At 71.6% G+C, this 16,234-nt stretch carries 16 protein-coding genes and 3 pseudogenes; 9 read left to right on the top strand and 10 right to left on the bottom strand.

Annotation, left to right across the window (positions count from 1 at the left end):
* Positions 1-2 precede the first annotated feature (2 nt).
* Together MXD61_RS08860 and MXD61_RS08855 are read right to left on the bottom strand one after the other, a co-directional pair.
* Positions 3-521: a type II toxin-antitoxin system PemK/MazF family toxin gene (locus MXD61_RS08860; protein ID WP_248812355.1), complete on the bottom strand. Its 519-nt coding sequence runs from the start codon at positions 519-521 to the stop codon at positions 3-5.
* A gap of 53 nt (positions 522-574) precedes the next feature.
* Entirely contained in the window at positions 575-727 is a 153-nt protein-coding gene (locus tag MXD61_RS08855; RefSeq protein ID WP_248812354.1) for a hypothetical protein, read from the bottom strand.
* A gap of 211 nt (positions 728-938) precedes the next feature.
* Here MXD61_RS08855 and MXD61_RS08850 point away from each other — a divergent pair, with 211 nt between their 5' ends.
* The 6 genes from MXD61_RS08850 (at position 939) to MXD61_RS08825 (ending at position 5,864) form a co-directional block, all read left to right on the top strand.
* Complete coding sequence (locus MXD61_RS08850) at positions 939-1,382, top strand: TIGR03618 family F420-dependent PPOX class oxidoreductase (RefSeq protein ID WP_248812353.1); 444 nt, start codon at positions 939-941, stop codon at positions 1,380-1,382.
* Positions 1,383-1,647: 265 nt separating this feature from the next.
* A complete protein-coding gene (locus tag MXD61_RS08845; protein ID WP_248812375.1) occupies positions 1,648-2,484 on the top strand; it encodes an SAM-dependent methyltransferase in 837 nt (278 codons plus the stop codon).
* 121 nt (positions 2,485-2,605) lie between these two features.
* Positions 2,606-3,412, top strand: coding sequence for an enoyl-CoA hydratase-related protein (locus MXD61_RS08840; RefSeq protein ID WP_248812352.1), 807 nt, complete (start codon positions 2,606-2,608; stop codon positions 3,410-3,412).
* A 354-nt stretch (positions 3,413-3,766) separates the two neighbouring features.
* Positions 3,767-4,981, top strand: coding sequence for a beta-ketoacyl synthase (locus MXD61_RS08835; protein WP_248812351.1), 1,215 nt, complete (start codon positions 3,767-3,769; stop codon positions 4,979-4,981).
* 138 nt (positions 4,982-5,119) lie between these two features.
* Complete coding sequence (locus tag MXD61_RS08830) at positions 5,120-5,368, top strand: hypothetical protein (protein ID WP_163549590.1); 249 nt, start codon at positions 5,120-5,122, stop codon at positions 5,366-5,368.
* Between the two features lie 16 nt (positions 5,369-5,384).
* Positions 5,385-5,864, top strand: coding sequence for a hypothetical protein (locus tag MXD61_RS08825; RefSeq protein WP_248812349.1), 480 nt, complete (start codon positions 5,385-5,387; stop codon positions 5,862-5,864).
* Between the two features lie 39 nt (positions 5,865-5,903).
* On the opposite strand, the gene MXD61_RS08820 is transcribed toward MXD61_RS08825, so the two are convergent.
* From MXD61_RS08820 to MXD61_RS08795, 6 genes and pseudogenes are all read right to left on the bottom strand, one after another.
* The gene (locus MXD61_RS08820) at positions 5,904-6,359 is read right to left on the bottom strand and encodes a cupin domain-containing protein (protein WP_248812348.1); all 456 of its coding nucleotides are present in this window, start codon (positions 6,357-6,359) and stop codon (positions 5,904-5,906) included.
* Positions 6,356-7,435 (bottom strand): cation diffusion facilitator family transporter, encoded by a 1,080-nt coding sequence (locus MXD61_RS08815; protein WP_248812347.1) that lies wholly within the window; start codon positions 7,433-7,435, stop codon positions 6,356-6,358. Before MXD61_RS08815 ends, MXD61_RS08820 begins: the two co-directional genes overlap by 4 nt.
* A complete protein-coding gene (locus MXD61_RS08810; RefSeq protein ID WP_248812346.1) occupies positions 7,432-7,848 on the bottom strand; it encodes a metalloregulator ArsR/SmtB family transcription factor in 417 nt (138 codons plus the stop codon). The genes MXD61_RS08815 and MXD61_RS08810 overlap by 4 nt, the downstream gene beginning before the upstream one ends.
* A 112-nt stretch (positions 7,849-7,960) precedes the next feature.
* Positions 7,961-8,902, bottom strand: coding sequence for a ribose-phosphate pyrophosphokinase (locus tag MXD61_RS08805; RefSeq protein WP_248812345.1), 942 nt, complete (start codon positions 8,900-8,902; stop codon positions 7,961-7,963).
* A 209-nt stretch (positions 8,903-9,111) separates the two neighbouring features.
* Positions 9,112-10,374, bottom strand: a complete 1,263-nt coding sequence (locus tag MXD61_RS08800) for an ABC transporter permease (RefSeq protein ID WP_248812374.1) — start codon at positions 10,372-10,374, stop codon at positions 9,112-9,114.
* Between the two features lie 290 nt (positions 10,375-10,664).
* Positions 10,665-11,588, bottom strand: a pseudogene (locus tag MXD61_RS08795) (ABC transporter ATP-binding protein); the annotation flags it as partial.
* A gap of 547 nt (positions 11,589-12,135) precedes the next feature.
* On the opposite strand from MXD61_RS08795, the gene MXD61_RS08790 reads away from it, so the two are divergent.
* Together MXD61_RS08790 and MXD61_RS08785 are read left to right on the top strand one after the other, a co-directional pair.
* Complete coding sequence (locus MXD61_RS08790; protein ID WP_248812344.1) at positions 12,136-13,014, top strand: MerR family transcriptional regulator; 879 nt, start codon at positions 12,136-12,138, stop codon at positions 13,012-13,014.
* Between the two features lie 217 nt (positions 13,015-13,231).
* A complete protein-coding gene (locus tag MXD61_RS08785) occupies positions 13,232-14,071 on the top strand; it encodes a bifunctional 2-polyprenyl-6-hydroxyphenol methylase/3-demethylubiquinol 3-O-methyltransferase UbiG (RefSeq protein WP_248812343.1) in 840 nt (279 codons plus the stop codon).
* Between the two features lie 127 nt (positions 14,072-14,198).
* On the opposite strand, the pseudogene MXD61_RS28790 reads toward MXD61_RS08785, so the two are convergent.
* Together MXD61_RS28790 and MXD61_RS08775 are read right to left on the bottom strand one after the other, a co-directional pair.
* Positions 14,199-14,399 (bottom strand): annotated as a pseudogene (locus MXD61_RS28790) (uridine kinase); the annotation flags it as partial.
* Positions 14,400-15,020: 621 nt separating this feature from the next.
* Complete coding sequence (locus MXD61_RS08775; RefSeq protein WP_248812341.1) at positions 15,021-15,323, bottom strand: hypothetical protein; 303 nt, start codon at positions 15,321-15,323, stop codon at positions 15,021-15,023.
* A 722-nt stretch (positions 15,324-16,045) separates the two neighbouring features.
* Here MXD61_RS08775 and MXD61_RS28785 point away from each other — a divergent pair.
* Positions 16,046-16,144, top strand: a pseudogene (locus tag MXD61_RS28785) (pyridoxine 5'-phosphate oxidase C-terminal domain-containing protein); the annotation flags it as partial.
* Between the last annotated feature and the right edge of the window lie 90 nt (positions 16,145-16,234).

The raw sequence follows: 16,234 nt of genomic DNA, 5'->3' as shown, positions 1-16,234 counted from the left end.
GCTCAGCCGCCGCACTGAGCGCGCATGTCCGAACTCGTGTGCATGGCTGATCGATGTCCGCGAAGGTCCTCGGCTGCCGGTCCTCGGTCCTGGTTGTCAGCCAGGTCCAGAGCGCCCGGTACCTGCCCGCCTGCTGGGGCGCGTGGCCCGGTGTCCCCGGCTGGCCATGTCCGGCCCTGGACGGGTCCACCGAGACGCAGAAGCTCCTCGATCTCGTCGAGTTTCGCGGTCGGCAGGACGCCCGCCCGCTCGATCAGGTCCTCCCGGGTCAGCGTGACCAGCCAGGTGCAGGGGATCAGAGCTGGACGTGGGAGTGCGACCCGCAGGACGCCCTCATAGGGCAGTCCCTCGGGTGCGCCCACGGCCACCTCGACGGCCAGGTCACCCAGGTCGGTGCCCGCGGGCTCGACGACCCGCATCGCACGGAACCCGCACGTCGATTCTCCCGAGAGCAGGACGACCAGGCGACGCTCGCCGAAATCCGCCCACCAGACCTCGCCGTACCGCATGTTTCCTCCCACCGTCCTCGTCGATCTTGGCGTGAAGCCCGGGGGTGACTGGTCGGTGACGGCCATTAGCTGTCGGTGCAGGTGGGCCAGTGCTCGGCCGCCCACCACGCCCAGTCCGGCCAGCCGGGCGGTGGGCCGGGGATCTCGCCGCCGTCACGTTCGGTGGCGTCCGGTACCTGGAACTGCTCACGCCATCGGCCCACGTCGGCGGCGTTCACCGTAGCCGACCGAGCCGCCCTGACCGTTCAATCCTGCGCGGTTCCTCTCGCCTGCCGGTGGGGGGCCATGAGTCCCATCGGGGCGGCGGAAGGGCGGCGGCGACCTACCATGGGGCGTCACCGAACGGGATCCCGACCGGGAGGGACGTCACCGGGCGCGTCCGGGATTGCGGGCGCCGGCCGACTGTCGCGACGAAGGGTGAACGACGACGTGACCAGCTTCGAGGATGCCGCCCAGCTTGGCCGGGCGGAAAGCGGCCTGGCCGTGATCTCGACGCGGCGACCGGACGGCGGTGTGCAGGCGTCCGTCGTCAACGTGGCCTTCATGGCGCATCCGCTGGAGGAGTCCGTGCCGCGGGTGGTGGCGTTCGTGACCTACGGGGCGGTGAAACTCGCGCATCTGCGGGCCCGACCGGCGGCGAGCGCGACGGTGCGTTCGGGCTGGCGGTGGGCGACGGTGGAGGGCACCGCCCGGCTCGTCGGCCCGAACGACACCTGGCCCGGGGTGGACGCCGAACGGCTGCGGCTGCTGCTACGGGAGATCTTCCTGGCCGCCGGTGGCACCCACGACGACTGGCCCACCTACGACCGGACGATGCTCGAGCAGCGCCGCACCGCGGTGTTCCTCACCCCCACCCGCGTCTACGGCCCCTGACCGTCCGACCCGAACACCCCCCGACCCGAACACCCCCCGACCCGGACACGCCCGGCCCGGCCTCGCACCGACGCCGACCTGTCGCCCAGCGTCCACCGCCGGCCCAGTACGTTTTCCTCCCAGGGGAAGGTTCCGCCGCACCGGCGGACTTCCAGGTGATCATCGGGCTGGGGGTGGCGCGACCATGGTGAACGACGACGTTTCCACCGCGGACGGTGCGGCGGAGGGCATCGCCGACGGCGACCCGGCCGGCCCGCCGTCGGCGATGGCCTGGACCAGACACGCCTGGCAGGCCACCCCGCGCCCACCGGTGAACCTGCACACCGACCAGCCGCACTCGGCGCGGATGTACGACTACCTGCTCGGCGGCAAGGACAACTTCCCACCCGACCGCGACGCCGCCGAGCAGGCCCTCGCCGGTTTCCCGTATCTGCGGATCGCCACCCGGCAGAACCGGGCGTTCATGACCCGGGCGGTGCGCTATCTGGCCGCCGAGGCCGGTATCCGCCAGTTCCTCGACATCGGCACCGGTATCCCGACCTCCCCGAACCTGCACGAGACCGTCCAGGCCGTGGCCCCCGACGCCCGGGTGGTCTATGCGGACAACGATCCGATCGTGCTCACCCACGCCCGGGCCCTGCTCACCGGTACCGCCGCCGGGCGCACCGCCTGCCTTGACGCGGACCTACGTGACGTCGAGAGCATCCTGGCCGCCCCCGAGCTGCGCGACACCCTGGACCTGACCCGACCGGTCAGCCTGTCCCTGATCGCGATCCTGCACTTCGTGCCGGACAGCGACGACCCCTACCGGCTGGTCGCCCGACTCGTGGACGCGCTGCCCGCCGGCAGCCATCTCACGATCTCCCACGGCACCGGCGACTTCGCCCCCGCCGTCCGCGACCAGGCGGCCAGCGCCTACCGGGCACGGGGGGTGTCCGCGGCACCGCGCGACCACGCCGCGTTCGTGCGTTTCTTCGACGGACTCGAGCTGCTCGACCCCGGGGTGACGGTCGCGCACCGCTGGCGTCCCGACGACCAGGTTCCCGCCGGACTCACCGACGCCCAGGTCAGCTGCTACGTCGCCGTCGCCCGCAAACCCTGACACACCGCCGGGGGAACCGCTGCCGGCAACGCAGAACAGCGCTGTCCCGGCCGGACGTGCTACAGCTGGACAGGTGCGGTCGCGGTGACCGCACCTGGGAGATGACTGTGGGAGACCCGCGATGACGACGGCCACCGATGCCACCGGCGAGCAGGAGCTGCTGTTCGAGCGGCGCGGTCCGATCCTGATCCTGCGGCTCAACCGGCCGGCCTCCCGCAACGCGCTGACCGGTGAACTCGTCGCCGACCTGGGTTCGGCGCTGCTCGACGCCGAGAACGATCCCGACATCCGGGTGGTCGTGCTCACCGCCACCGGGGACCGGGCGTTCTGCGTCGGCATGGACCTGAAGGTGTTCTCCAGCGGGGTGAAGGCCGAACGCAGCGAACGTCAGAAGGCAGGGCTGGCCGCGTTCCGCCGGATGGTGCGCGGCCAGATCACGGTGCCACTGATCGGCGCGGCCAACGGCACCGCCGTCGGCGGCGGCCTGGAACTGCTGCTGTCCTGCGACCTGGTCGTCGTCTCCGCGCAGGGCAAGTACGGGCTGCCGGAGGTCAAACGGGGACTGATCGCCTCCGGTGGCGGCGTCGCCTACGTCGGCAGCCGGCTGCCGCTGGCGCTGGCCCTCGAGCTCGCGCTCACCGGCGACTACGTCGACGGCACCCGCGTCCACGCCCTGGGCCTGGCCAACCGGGTCGTCCCCGCCGAACAGGTCCTCGACGCGGCCCTCGCCCTGGCCGAACCGATCGCGGCCAACGGCCCGCTGGCCGTCGCGGCGACCAAGGAAGCCGTGCGGCTGGCCGCCGGCGAGTCCGCGGCGCTGTTCGACCGGCTCACCGAACTGGAGAAGGTCGTGTTCGCCAGCGACGACGCCAAGGAAGGCGCCCGGGCGTTCCTGGAGAAGCGCACCCCGCGGTGGACCGGCCGCTGACCCGCACATCCCCGGTCATCGACGGGCGCCACGAGGCCGACGGGCGCCACACCCGCTTTTGTCGGCGGGCTACAAACGCGCGCCGCGGGTCTGGGCGCCACCAGCCCTGGGCCGCGCCCCACACGCCTGACAGGCTGAACACACCCGTCTGACAGGGACGGGTCGGTGGCATGTACACGAGGCGACGCGCGTGCGACAGCGGTGGTCGTCGGCGGACACGTCCGTCGATGGGAGCATCGGCGGACAACACACGTCGGCGGGCACCATCGGCGGACACCGTCGGCGGGCCCATCGACGAGGGACACCGGGGCGGTCACGGTCAGCCCCCCGGTCACAGGTGAGAGGGACGAGCGGATGGCGGACGAACGAATCATGGTCACCGGGCTTGGCGCGATGACCCCGCTCGGCGGAGACCTGCCCACCAGCTGGAAGGGGCTGCTCGCCGGCGCCTCCGGCATCAGCCTCATCGAAGACGACTGGGCCCGTGACCTGCCGGTACGCCTGGCCGGCCGGCTCCCCGTCGACCCGGGCGCGTCCCTGCCGCGCGCCGAGGCCCGCAAACTCGACCGTGGCGAGCAGATGGCGCTGGTCGCCGCCCGCGAGGCCTGGGCGCAGGCCGGCAAACCCGAGGTCGACCCGTACCGGCTCGCCGTGGTCATCGGCACCGGCTACGGCGGGGTGCAGTCCACCCTGAGCCAGCACCGCATCGTCGAGGCCGGCAACGCCCGCCGGATGTCCCCGCACGCGATCATCATGCTGATGGCCAACGGCCCGTCCGCCTGGGTCGCCATCGACCTGGGGGCCCGCGGTGGCGCCCGCACCCCGGTCAGCGCCTGCGCGTCCGGTGCCGAGGCGATCGCGATCGGCATGGAGATGATCCAACACGGTCAGGCCGACGTTGTCGTCGCCGGCGGCGTCGAGGCACCCGTGGACAACCTGCCGCTGGCCGCGTTCGCCCAGATGCGCGCCCTGTCCACCCGCCACGACGACCCGGCCGCCGCCTCCCGTCCCTTCGACGCCGACCGGGACGGTTTCGTCCTCGGCGAAGGTGTCGCGATCGTGGTGCTCGAACGCGAGTCGTTCGCCGCCGCCCGCGGCGCCCGGGCGCTGGCCGTGGCCGCCGGCTGCGCGGTCAACTGCGACGCCATCGACATCGTCGCCGCCGACCCGGCCAACCAGGCCCGGGCGATCACCACCGCGCTGGCCCGCGGCGGCGTCGCCCCCACCGACGTCGACCTCGTCCACGCCCACGCCACCTCCACCCCCGCCGGTGATCCCCGCGAGGCGGAGGCGATCGAGACGGCGATCGGCGCGCATCCCGCGGTCACCGCCACCAAGGCGATGACCGGTCACACCCTCGGCGCCGCCGGGGCGATCGGCGCGGCCGCGACGATCTGCGCGCTACGCGACGGCCTGATCCCCCCGATCCGCAACCTGGAGCGGCTCGACCCCGCCGTCAAACTCGACGTCGTCACCGGCACCGCCCGCCCCGGTGTGCTGCGCGCCGCCGTCGCCAACGCCTTCGGTTTCGGCGGTCACAACGCCGCCCTGGTCTTCACCGCCGCCTGAGACCGGGCCCGATCACGCTCCGGTTCCGATCCGACACCGCCCAAGGTGTGCTCCGGGGCGGACCGTCATACGTTCGCAGTGGGCGTGCGCAAGCATCGCGAACTCCCACGCCTGACCGACGAGCAGGGGAGCGTCCTCATGGTGCAGACCCAGACGAGTGCGGACCGAGCGGTTGTCGACTGGACGGACCTGGGCAAGGACCTGTGGTCCTTCCTGACCGGCAAGGGTGCGGTGATCAACTACCAGTTCGTGGACATGCTCGTCGAGGTCCCGCGCGACACCGGACCCGACGCCGCCCGCGCGACCTGGCGACTGCACGGCACGCTGCGCATCGTCACCTCGGACAACGACTCCGTCGGCGGTGCCGCCAACGGCGCCGTGCGCTAGTGACAGCCCGCTTCGCATGACAGCCCGCTTCGAAGGCGACATCGCCTTCAGCGTCGAAGAAGGCTCCGGGTCGGTCGGCGGGCGCCTGGAGGCGTCCGGCGACCGCATCCGGATCACCACCGGTCAACCGGGCCGGCTGTGGTCGGCCGCGGGAGATCTGCTCACCGCCCTCGCCGCCGTCCCGGCCGGCACCCGGCCGGGAACCCTTCCCCAGGGACGCGCCGGCCTGCGAGAACTCGCCGACACCCTCGCCGCCGAGGGCGTGACCGTCGAGATCCACGGCCCGACCGGCCCCCTGGTCACCCTCGGAGCCGACGTGGACTCCCGCACCGGGGGTCTGGCCACGGGCAGCCGCCGGGTGGAACCACACCTGCGCGCCGCCCGCCCCGGCCCGCACCACCCGACCGGACGGGCCGCCGCACTGGGTTTCGCCGCGTTCGCCGCGTTCGCCGCCGGGTTCGCGGCCCACAGCCAGATCCGTCGCCGACACCCCTGACCGCTCCCGGCCGTCGGTCGGGCACGGGCCGTGGGCGGGTCAGGGGAGCAGGTCGCTGGCGTGCCGGCGGTAGAGGTCGGCGACGAGATCGGGGTCGGGGGCACCGCCGGGAGGCATGATCGCGCCGATGTCGGTCATGAACGCGAGCCCGGCGCTCCCCGGTGTCCACAGGCCCAGGACCCGCACCGGGGATGCGTTCGGGTTGGCGAAGGTGTGCCGCACCCCGCGCGGCGCCAGGCAGAAGGTGCCCGCGGACGCCTCCACCGGATCCTCATGACCATAGGTGAGCAGCAGCGTGCCCTCCAGGACGTACAGCGCCTCGTCGAAACCATGGTGGGCGTGCGGTATCGGGCCGGCGAAACGCGCCGGGACGATCATCTCCGCGGCGGCCAGCGAGTCCACCCCGGGCGTCGGCTCGGCCAGAACGGCCATCGACTGCCCGGCGTAGGGGAAGGTGCGGGCGTCCACCGGACGGATCACCGTGCCATGTGTCATACCTGATTGTCCGCGCGGGGACGCGGGGCGGCCGACGTGGCCGACGTGGCCGACGTGGCCGACGTGGCCGGGGTGTCGCAGGGCTGGGGGACCGCGATCGCGCAGGGGTTACCGGGTGGGGGGATGCACGGTTCGCATTCGGCTTCGACGGTGACGTGGGTGATGCCGTACCGGGCGGCGAGCATCGCGCGGATCTCCCCGGAGACCTCCCGGGCCCGCGCCAGACTCGGATGCCCGCCGTCATCGCCGTCCCCACCGTCGAGATGACCGAGGGCCACATGCACGGACGCGGCGAACACCCGGTCGGACAGACCCCACACATGCAGGTCGTGGACGTCCAGGACGTGCTCGTGGCCGAGGATGTCGGCGCGCACGGCGGCGACGTCCAGGTTCTCGGGGGCCGCCTCGAGCAGCACCCGCGACGCGCTGACCAGCAGCCGCACCCCCTGGGCGGCGATCAGCAGGGAGATCGCCAGCGACACGGCCGGGTCCAGCCAGTACCAGCCGTCCACCAGCCAGATCACCAGCCCGGACGCGGCCACCGCCACCGACACCGCCGCGTCCCCGCTCAGGTGCAGCACCGCGGCGCGGGTGTTCAGATCAGCGTCACGTTCACGCACCGCCAACGCGCATCCCCCGTTGATGGCGGCCGCGACCAGCGCGACCAGCACCACCAGCGGCCCGTCCACCGGCTGCGCCGACCCGAGCCGGCGCAGCGCCTCCACCGCCAGCAGCGCGGTGACCACCAGGATCGCCGCGGCGTTCGCCTGCGCGGCGAGCACCGGCCAGCGCAGCCCGCCGAACGTCCGGTGCGCGGACGGCGGACGCTGCGACAGGATCAGCGCCACCAGCGCCAACGCGACCCCGGCGGTGTCGGTCAGGTTGTGCCCGGCATCCGCGAGCAGCCCGATCGATCCGGCCGCCACCCCCGCGATCGCCTGCACCACCACGATCGCCAGGTTCAGCCCCGTCGCCACCCACAGCCGCCGCCGCTGCGCCGCGGTGGCCCGCCCCACCGCCACCCCGTGCTGATGCCCATGCCCGCCATGCCCATGACTGTGGCCATGTGTGGTCATGACATCGCCGCGTCCTGCGGCCGCACGGCGGACGGGCCCGGCGCACGGCCGGCGGTCGGCTCCAGACCGGCGTCGAGGTCGGTGTCCGCGTCGAGGTCGGCGACGAAGCTGTGCAGATGCTCGGGATCAACGGCGAGCACCACGTCAAGCAGGTCACCGAGGGCGTGGTGCAGCTTGGTGTCGGCGAGTTCGTAGCGCTGGCGGCGCCCCTCCGGCGTGGCGACGACCAGACCGCAGCCGCGCAGGCAGGCCAGATGGTTGGACAGGTTCGTCCGACTCACCCCGAGCACCTGCGCGAGCTCGGACGGATACGCCCCACCGGAACGCAGCACCAGCAGCAGCCGAGCCCGCGTCGGATCGGACAGGGCATGCCCGAACCGAGCCAGAACCTCCGCCGAGGAGGCGACAGCCATCACCCCTCAACAGTACAGCCGACGCTGATGTCAGCCAACCCTGAACCATCCATTCGGGTGACCACCCACCCCGCCGGACTGTCCGACCGTCCGCCAAGCGAGCGACGGACTGTCAGGCGTCGAACAGGGCGCTGACGGACTCGCCGTTGTGGATGCGACGGATCGCCTCGGCCAGCGGCGGCGCCACCGTCAGCACCGTCAGCTCCGGCACCCGCTCCCCGAACGGCACCGGCACCGTGTTCGTGCACACGATCTCGGCGACCTCCGGCTGGTCGGCGATCCGCTTGAGCGCCCCCGACGAGAACAGCCCGTGCGTGCACGCCACCCGCACCGACCGCACGTCCAGTTCCCGCAACCGCTCCAACAGCTCCAGCACGGTGCTGCCCTTGGCGATCTCGTCGTCGAGCACGATGACATCCTTGCCGGCGACCTCACCGATGACCGCGGAGATACTCACCCGGTCATCGGCGAAACGCTGCTTGGCACCGGCGGCGACCCCCGCCCCGAGCATCCGCGCGAACGCCGCGGCCTCCTTGGCGTTACCCAGGTCCGGCGAGACGACCACCGTGTTCGACAGATCATGCTGGCGAAAGTGCTTGGCCAGCTCCCGCAGGGCATGCAGATGGTCGACGGGAATGCTGAAGAACCCGTGCACCTGCGGGGAGTGCAGTGTCATCGCCAGCACCCGGCTCGCCCCCGCGGCCACCAGCAGGTCGGCCACCAGCCGTCCACCGATGGAGATCCGCGGCGCGTCCTTCTTGTCGGAACGCGCGTAGGCGTAGTGGGGGAGCACGACGGTGGTCCGCGCCGCCGACGCACCCCGGGCCGCGTCCAACATGAGCAGCAGCTCGACGAGGTTCTCCTGCACCGGAGTCACAAGCGGCTGAATCAGGAACACGTCGCGCTCCCGGCAGTTCGCCGGCAGCTGCACCTCCAGACAGTCATTGGCGAAACGCTGCACCAGAACCCGGTGCAACGGCACCCCGAGATGGGTGCAGATCTCCTCGGCGAGGCTGGGATGGGCACTGCCGCTGAAGACGGCGATGTCGCGCACGGACCGCTCCCTGTCCTGTTCTCCGGCGTCCCGCGACGCTGCGGGCCGGCGGGACGTCCCACCCCGACACAGCACATGGCGCTGCACGGCCTGGCCGGACGTCCTGGATCGCCCCGGATGCTACCGAGCCGACCCCCGTTCACGCCCCGTTTGCCGGCAAGGCTCACCCTCGGAGACACACAGCGCACAGCCCGCGCGCCCGCCACACGTCAACCGGCACGCAGAGCGTCACGCAGGGCGATCCTGGTACCGGAACGTCGCACCGCGTTGCCGTACACCCGACCGGCCAGCCACACCAACACGACGATCATCACCACCGTGAGCACCACCGCCACCACCACCTGCCACGCCGCCACCGTGCCCACCCCGACCAGCATCGGCATCAGGATCGGCGCGAACAGCGGAATCATCGCCAACACCAGCACCAGCGTGCTCTCCGGCGACGCCGGCAACACCGTCAACCCCACCATGTACGGGATGATCAACGCCACGATGATCGGCATGGTCACCCCGGTGGCGTCCTCCTGCCGGCTGACCAGCGCCCCCGCCCCCGCGAACAGCAGCGCGTACATCGCGAACCCCAGCAGATACCACAGCAACGCCGTCGCCACCGCCCCCACCGCCAGCCCCGCCGGCATGTCCAGCTGCCCGGTGGCCAACCCCAACCCCAACCCGACCACGCCGATCAGCGTCAGCTGCGCCAACGCCACCACCCCGATCCCCAGCACCTTGCCCGCCATCAGCTGCCACGGCCGCACCACCGCGAGCAGCAGCTCCACCACCCGGGACGACTTCTCCTCGATCACCCCCTGCGAGACCTGCGGCCCGAAAGTGATCAGCGAGACGTAGATCAGCCCGCCCGCGAGCATCCCCAGCAACAACCGCGACCCCGACCGGTCCTCATCCGAACGCAGCGCCGTCACCGTCACCCCCGCCGTCTGGACCGCCCGCCCCACCGTCGCCGGATCCCCACCCAGCGACGCGATCTGCCCCTCCAGCGCCGTCTGCCGCGCCGCCACCGTCAACACCGACCCGAGCGCGTCGCCCAACTCGTCCTTCACCGCCACCCGATAACTCCCGGACGCGGTGACCTGCGCGAACGCATCCACATCCCCATCCAGGACGGCCCGACTCCCCGCCGCCGCGTCCGCCACCGTGCGCACCTGGACCTTCTCGCCCAGCGAACGCCCCGCCGCCACGATCGAGGCGGCCTGCCGCCCGTCGGCCGCCGTCAGCGCCACCGTCCGCGTCGGGGGCGACCCGTCCACCGCGTTGAGGATCAGCACCGTCGCGGCGATCGCCACCACGAACAACCCCGTGATCACCTGAAACGCCCGGTTCCGCAGCCGCAGCGTGATCTCCCGCATCGCCACCAGCCGCAGCACCCGCCCTGACCCCACCCCCTCCAGCGCCGCCTCCCGCTCCCGCTCGCCGACCACGCCACGCTCACCCACACCGCCACCGCCGCCCATGCCGCTCACGCCGCCCCCTCCGGTCCCACAGGTCCCGCCGACGGCGCCGAAGCCGAAGCCGCCGATGACGTCGAAGCCTCCGACGATCCGGACACCGATCGTTCGGACCCGTCCGGCGGCTCGGACCTCTCCGGCCGCTCAGGTGCGCCCACCCGCGTTTCCGCTCCCGCCTGCCCTGGCTCCTGCGACTGGACGGCATCCACCGACGACGACGGCACCGGAATGGAGACGGCGCGCCCGGTGGGGCCCACGGTCACAGGGCTCCCGTCGGCCTCGTCGCTGACGCCGACGGGAGCGTCCGGGCTGGGCGCGGCCGGGTCGGCGACGACCTGGCGGAACAGTTCGGCCAGCGACGGACGGCGCCGGCGGAACTCCCGTACCGGGCCCAGCGCCAACGCCGCCCGCAGGATCACCTGATCGTCGGCGTCCGCCGCGAGCTCGACCACCGTCGACGCCCCCTCGGACGACCACCCCAGCACCCCCGCCAGACCGTCCGCCCACCCCCGGGGCGCACCAGGGACGTCCACGACGAGACTGACCGGGCCGGCCGAACGCAGCGCGTCCACCGTGTCGCAGGCGACCATCCGCCCGGACCGCACGATCCCCACCCGGTCACACAGCCGCTCCACCAACTCCAGCTGATGACTGGAGAACACCACCGGCACCCCCGCCGCGCGCCGCTCGGTGAGCACCTCGCTCATCACGTCCACCGCGACCGGGTCCAACCCGGAGAACGGCTCGTCGAGGACCAGCACCACCGGGTCGTGCACCAACGCCGCCGCGAGCTGCACCCGCTGCTGGTTACCCAGGCTCAGCTTCTGCACCTCGTCGTCACGGCGCTGCGCGACCCCCAGCCGCTCCGTCCACCGTTCGACCGCCCGACGCGCCGCCGCCGGACCAAGCCCGTGCAGCTGCGCCAGATACCCCAGCTGCTCGGCGACCTTCATCCGCGGATACAGCCCGCGTTCCTCCGGCATGTACCCGATCCGTCGCCGGACGGCCAGATCCAGCCGCGTCCCGTCGTAGCGCACCTCACCGGCGTCCGCGGCGAGCACCCCGAGAATGATCCGCATCGTCGTCGTCTTGCCCGCCCCGTTGCTGCCCACGAACCCGAACAGCTCACCGGCCCGCACCTCGAACGACATCGCGTCCAACGCCACGACCTCGCCGTAGCGCTTGGACACCCGATCAATCTCCAGCCGCCCGTCGCCCATCCGCCCACCTCTCCACCGCCCGTCCACCGACGTCCCTGTCCCGACGTCCGATGGTGCGACGACCCTGTTCACGGACCCGCTATAGCCGATATCGCCCACGACGACCGCACCGTACCGCCGTGCCCCGTTCCACGGCATCCGCGGCTGATCGGTCCTCTTCCCGGCTCGCCCCCCATCCAAAGCTCCCACCAGCAGGTTCTGAGACAACGAATCGCCAACCCGACACCCCGACGACGTACACCGTCGACACCTCTCCCTACCGTGCGGCCGCGCCCCTGCGTCCCCGCTCCGCGGTACCCATCGTGTCGCGCCGGCCACCGAGAGACGCGGTGATCGCCCCCGACCAGCCCAGACCAAGCCTTGGAGGGCAGGGGGTTGTTCCGTGTTGTTCTTATTTGTTCTTGATCGTTTTCGGGCTGGCCGGGACGTCGTCAACACCGTTGATTATCTTGCTGGTGGAAGCGGGGCGAGACCGACGCGGCGTGACCGCGGTACGGGGACGGACGCTTGACCCTGACACCGTGTGAGGTCATAGACCAGTGGAACCATGTTGAGCATCGGAGATGTCGCCCGCCACGGCAGGGTGTCAGTGCGCATGCTGCGCCACTACGACGCGATCGGCCTGCTGCGCCCCGCCCGGGTGGACCAGGCCACCGGCTACCGCTCCTACACCGCCGCCCAGCTCGCCCGACTGCACCGCATCGTCGCGCTCCGCGGGCTCGGGTTCGCCCTGGCGGAGGTGGCGCAGCTCTTGGACGAGCAGGTCAGCGCCGAGCAGATGCGCGGCATGCTGCGCCTGCGCGAGGCCGAACTGCACGCCCGGATCGCCGCCGACACCACCCGCCTGGACCAGCTACGGGCACGTCTGCGAACCATCGAGAGCGAGGGAACCATGACCACCATCGACGTCACCATCAAGGCCCTTCCCGCCGCGCGGGTCGCCGAACTGACCGGCACCGCCCGCGGCATGGAGCCCCAGTCGATCGGCCCGGTCGTCCGCGGCCTGTACGACCGGCTCACCAGCGCCCTGACCCGGGCGTCCCTGGAGCCCACCGGCCCCGCGATCGCCTACTACGTCGAGGCCGGCGACGACGAGCACGTGGAGGTCCACGCCGCCCTGCCGGTCAACGCCCCCTCCCCCACCACGCCCCCCTCCCCCGTTGCGCCCTCGTCCTCGCCCCCGTCCGCCGTCTCGCTGCCGGACGGTGTCACGATCGTGGATCTCCCCGCCGTCGAGCAGGCGGCCACCGTCATCCACGAGGGTTCGATGGACGACTGCCTGCCCACCTACCAGGCCCTCGCCGTCTGGATCGAGAACGCCGGCTATCGCGACGCCGGCCCCGGCCGCGAGATCACCCTCGCTTTCTCCCCCACCGACCCCGATTCCTGGATCACCGAGATCCAGCAGCCCGTCACCCGCGCGTAGCACCCCACCGAACCCCACCCAGAGGGACGCGCCACCTTCCCTGGTTAGGCATGCGGACCGCCCGACCGCTTATCGAGGATCATGCTCGGTCGAGTGTCGCGTATCCCATGGCTCGCCCGGCGACCGCGCGGGCTGCTCGTAACGCCCGAGGGTCGAACCGGCAGGTTGGCGTCAATCCTAGGTTGACGCCAACCTGCCGTCAACCTAGGGTTGACGCATGACGGAGCTGAAGCGAGAGCCTGACCTGGTAGACGCGCAGACCGGCGTGGGCCACGCGAACGAGCCGCATCGTGCGCGGCGGGTGGCGCAATCGTTCGGCGTCGACGCCGCGCGTTATGACCGGACACGGCCGAGCTACCCGGAAGCGTTGATCGCGCGAGTGGTGGCGGCCAGTCCCGGGCCGCGGGTGGTCGACGTCGGCTGTGGCACGGGCATCGTGGCCCGCCTGTTGCGCGCGGCGGGCTGCCAGGTGCTGGGAGTCGAGGTGGATGCACGGATGGCCGAGTTCGCGAGACGGGGCGGGCTGGAGGTGGAGGTCGCGGCGTTCGAGGACTGGGAGCCGGCGGGCCGGGCGTTCGACGCCGTGGTCTCCGGCCAGTCCTGGCACTGGGTGGATCCGGCGAAGGGAGCGGCGAACGCGGCACGCGCACTGTGCCCGGGCGGTCGACTGACCGTGTTCTGGAACGCCTTCGCGCCCCCGCTCGAGATAGCCGAAGCCTTTGCCTCGGTCTACCGGCACGTCGCGCCCGACCTGCCGTTCAGCCCATGGGCGGCCCCCACCCTCGACGCGGATGCCTCGCTGGCCGCCAGGGCCGTCGACGGGATGCGAGCCGCCAGCGGTTTCGGCGACGCCGAACAATGGCGGTTCGGCTGGGAACGGACGTACTCCCGGGACGACTGGCTTGACCAGGTACCCACGCACGGCGGCCACCACCAGCTCCCGACAGCCCAGCTGAACCAGCTGCTGGCCGGTCTCGGCGCCGCGTTCGACGTGTTTGGCGGCAGCATCACGATGCCCTACGTGACCCTGGCGGTCACGGCCGAGCGCACCGGGTAACTGGGGGGCGAGACTGGCAGAGTCGCGTGTTCGACTGGCGCGTATTCGGCGTACTCCTCATGTCTGGGTGTCACTCCATGTGTCGGTTGACCTGGGTGCTGGAGGTTTCCCGGCGGCTGGGAGCTCGTCACCCGGGCCAGCGCAGGACGTGGGGTGCCTCGGGTAGTTCGTGGTCGATCAGCACGTGGGCGTGGTCTCGAGGTGCGGCGGAGGCCTGGTAGAGCGCTTGGCCGGGCAGATAACGCGCCTTGTAGCGTTCGCGGACGGCGGCGGGCGAGCCGAACAGGGCGACGTCACGCTGCAGTGCGCGGCGTAGCGACTCGACGGGGCCGAGCTCAACGCACGACCCCGCAAGACCCTGGGCTGGGCGACACCGACGGCCCAGCTCGATAACCTCATCGCAACACTCGGCCTCCCGTCTGTTGCGATCACCGCCTGAATCCGCCCTCACATCATGATCGACAAGTGGGGCCGGTGCTCGTCCGTAGATGGGGCCGAAACTGACCCGCATAGCCAGGTGGTGACGCGCCGATCGGGGGCCCGGGCGCCGGTGTCGTCCACGATGGTGCGGGCGGCGAGGTTGTAGGGCCGCATGGTCGTGTAGTCCGGTGCGGGCCCGTGCGCGGGCGGGTAGTTCATGTCCCCGCCGACGGAATCCGACGGGTTCGAGAATTCTCGCGGTAGATGGCGCGAGAACCCGATGGCGGATGTGGCCAAACGGTGGGGTGGGTGCGTGGGTTCCCGTGACCGCGCGATTGGGGGACAGCCTCGCGCGGCCAGCATCGAGTTGGTGACCGGGCTTGTGGACGCCACCCGCCGACGGTGCGGCCAGGATGGGAGCCTCGTGCCAGTGTGGGCGCCAGCCACCACGACCGGCCATTCCCATGTCGGGCCGCGACCTCTGGCCCCCGGCGGAGGCGGTGCGCGCCGCTGTGGAGAGGAACGGTGATCATTTTTGGCCGGTGGAGTTGGCGGAGACGGCCCAAAAGCGCAGGGACAGCGTGAGTATCCCGAACAAGACGAGACTGAACACCTGCGATCCGAGGTCGCTGCCGCCGGTCAGGACGGTAGCCACGATGGTGAGGCTGAATAAGATCATGAAACCGAGCATGACGAAGAAGCCGATCCGGATGGCCTTCGCGGACCGGCGCTGGAAACGGTAGAGCAGCAGGAGCCTGCCGCGGGGTACGGGGGGCGGTACCTTGGGGGCGCTCACCCGCGCGGACGCCTCGTCCAGCCAGCCCTGCGCCACCGCGGTCGCGTCCTGAAGGGTCTCGGGTGTAGTGGGCAGAAGCTGCCATGCATTCCACCAACCGACGTCTTGCCCGCTCACCATCACATCTCGGCTCTGAGCGCACCCATGGCAAGCCGCCCGGCGCGCCGGGCGGTTACCACCCGGGCATCTGCCACCAGCTCGACTCCCGCACTGCCCGCTGGCGCCGATAGCTGCACGACGGCTGTCTCCTCCACCCCGGTACCGATCAGCTCCACCGTGCATCCGGCTGCCGCCAGCGCCAGTTCACACGGACCCGAGCATTCCGCCCGTATCACACGATCCGCCACCATCCCAACACTACCGGCACATAACGGTCGGCGCCAGCGCGGGGGTGGTTGCCCTCCCGGGTTGCCCGGTGTGCAGCGGTGCACGCGGTGCAAGAGCCATGGTCCGCCAGCTGGATCCCTGGTTTCGCCTGTGGTGACGGGATTCCGTCAGGTGCCCCGGTCTGCGGGCCGACGGGCGTAGAACATCGCCAGGGGTCGGGGGAACGGGTGGGATTGGCGGCGGCTACCGCTGGTCGGGGTCGGGTTCGTCGGCCTGGTGGCGCTGGCCGTGCTGTGGAACAAGGCACCGGCCTACGTGCATGCCAAACACGGCGGGGATGCCAGCGTGGCGGTGTCGAACACCCGGACCTTCTCTGCACCAACGCGGGCGTCAGAAGCCCCAAAGAGCGTGACTCCATCGGATCAGTGACGGAGGTCGAGTTCTTCCAGGGCGACGCGCTCCGCCGAGACGTACGGCTGCGGTACCGCCGCGAGGGCGCCACCTGGACCCGCGAGCTCCTTTGGCCCTGACCCCGCTGCCCGCCCGGACGTCCGATGCTGCCCTCACGGCCCTTCTCCCGGCTCAGCCGCATCTGGTAGGCAGGGGTACAGCTGTTTCAC

The organism is Frankia sp. AgPm24, from assembly GCF_023243055.1.
Taxonomy (GTDB): Bacteria; Actinomycetota; Actinomycetes; order Frankiales; family Frankiaceae; genus Frankia; species Frankia umida.
Note: the sequence above shows the minus strand (reverse complement) of the source record. Positions and strands in the feature narration are given on the sequence as shown.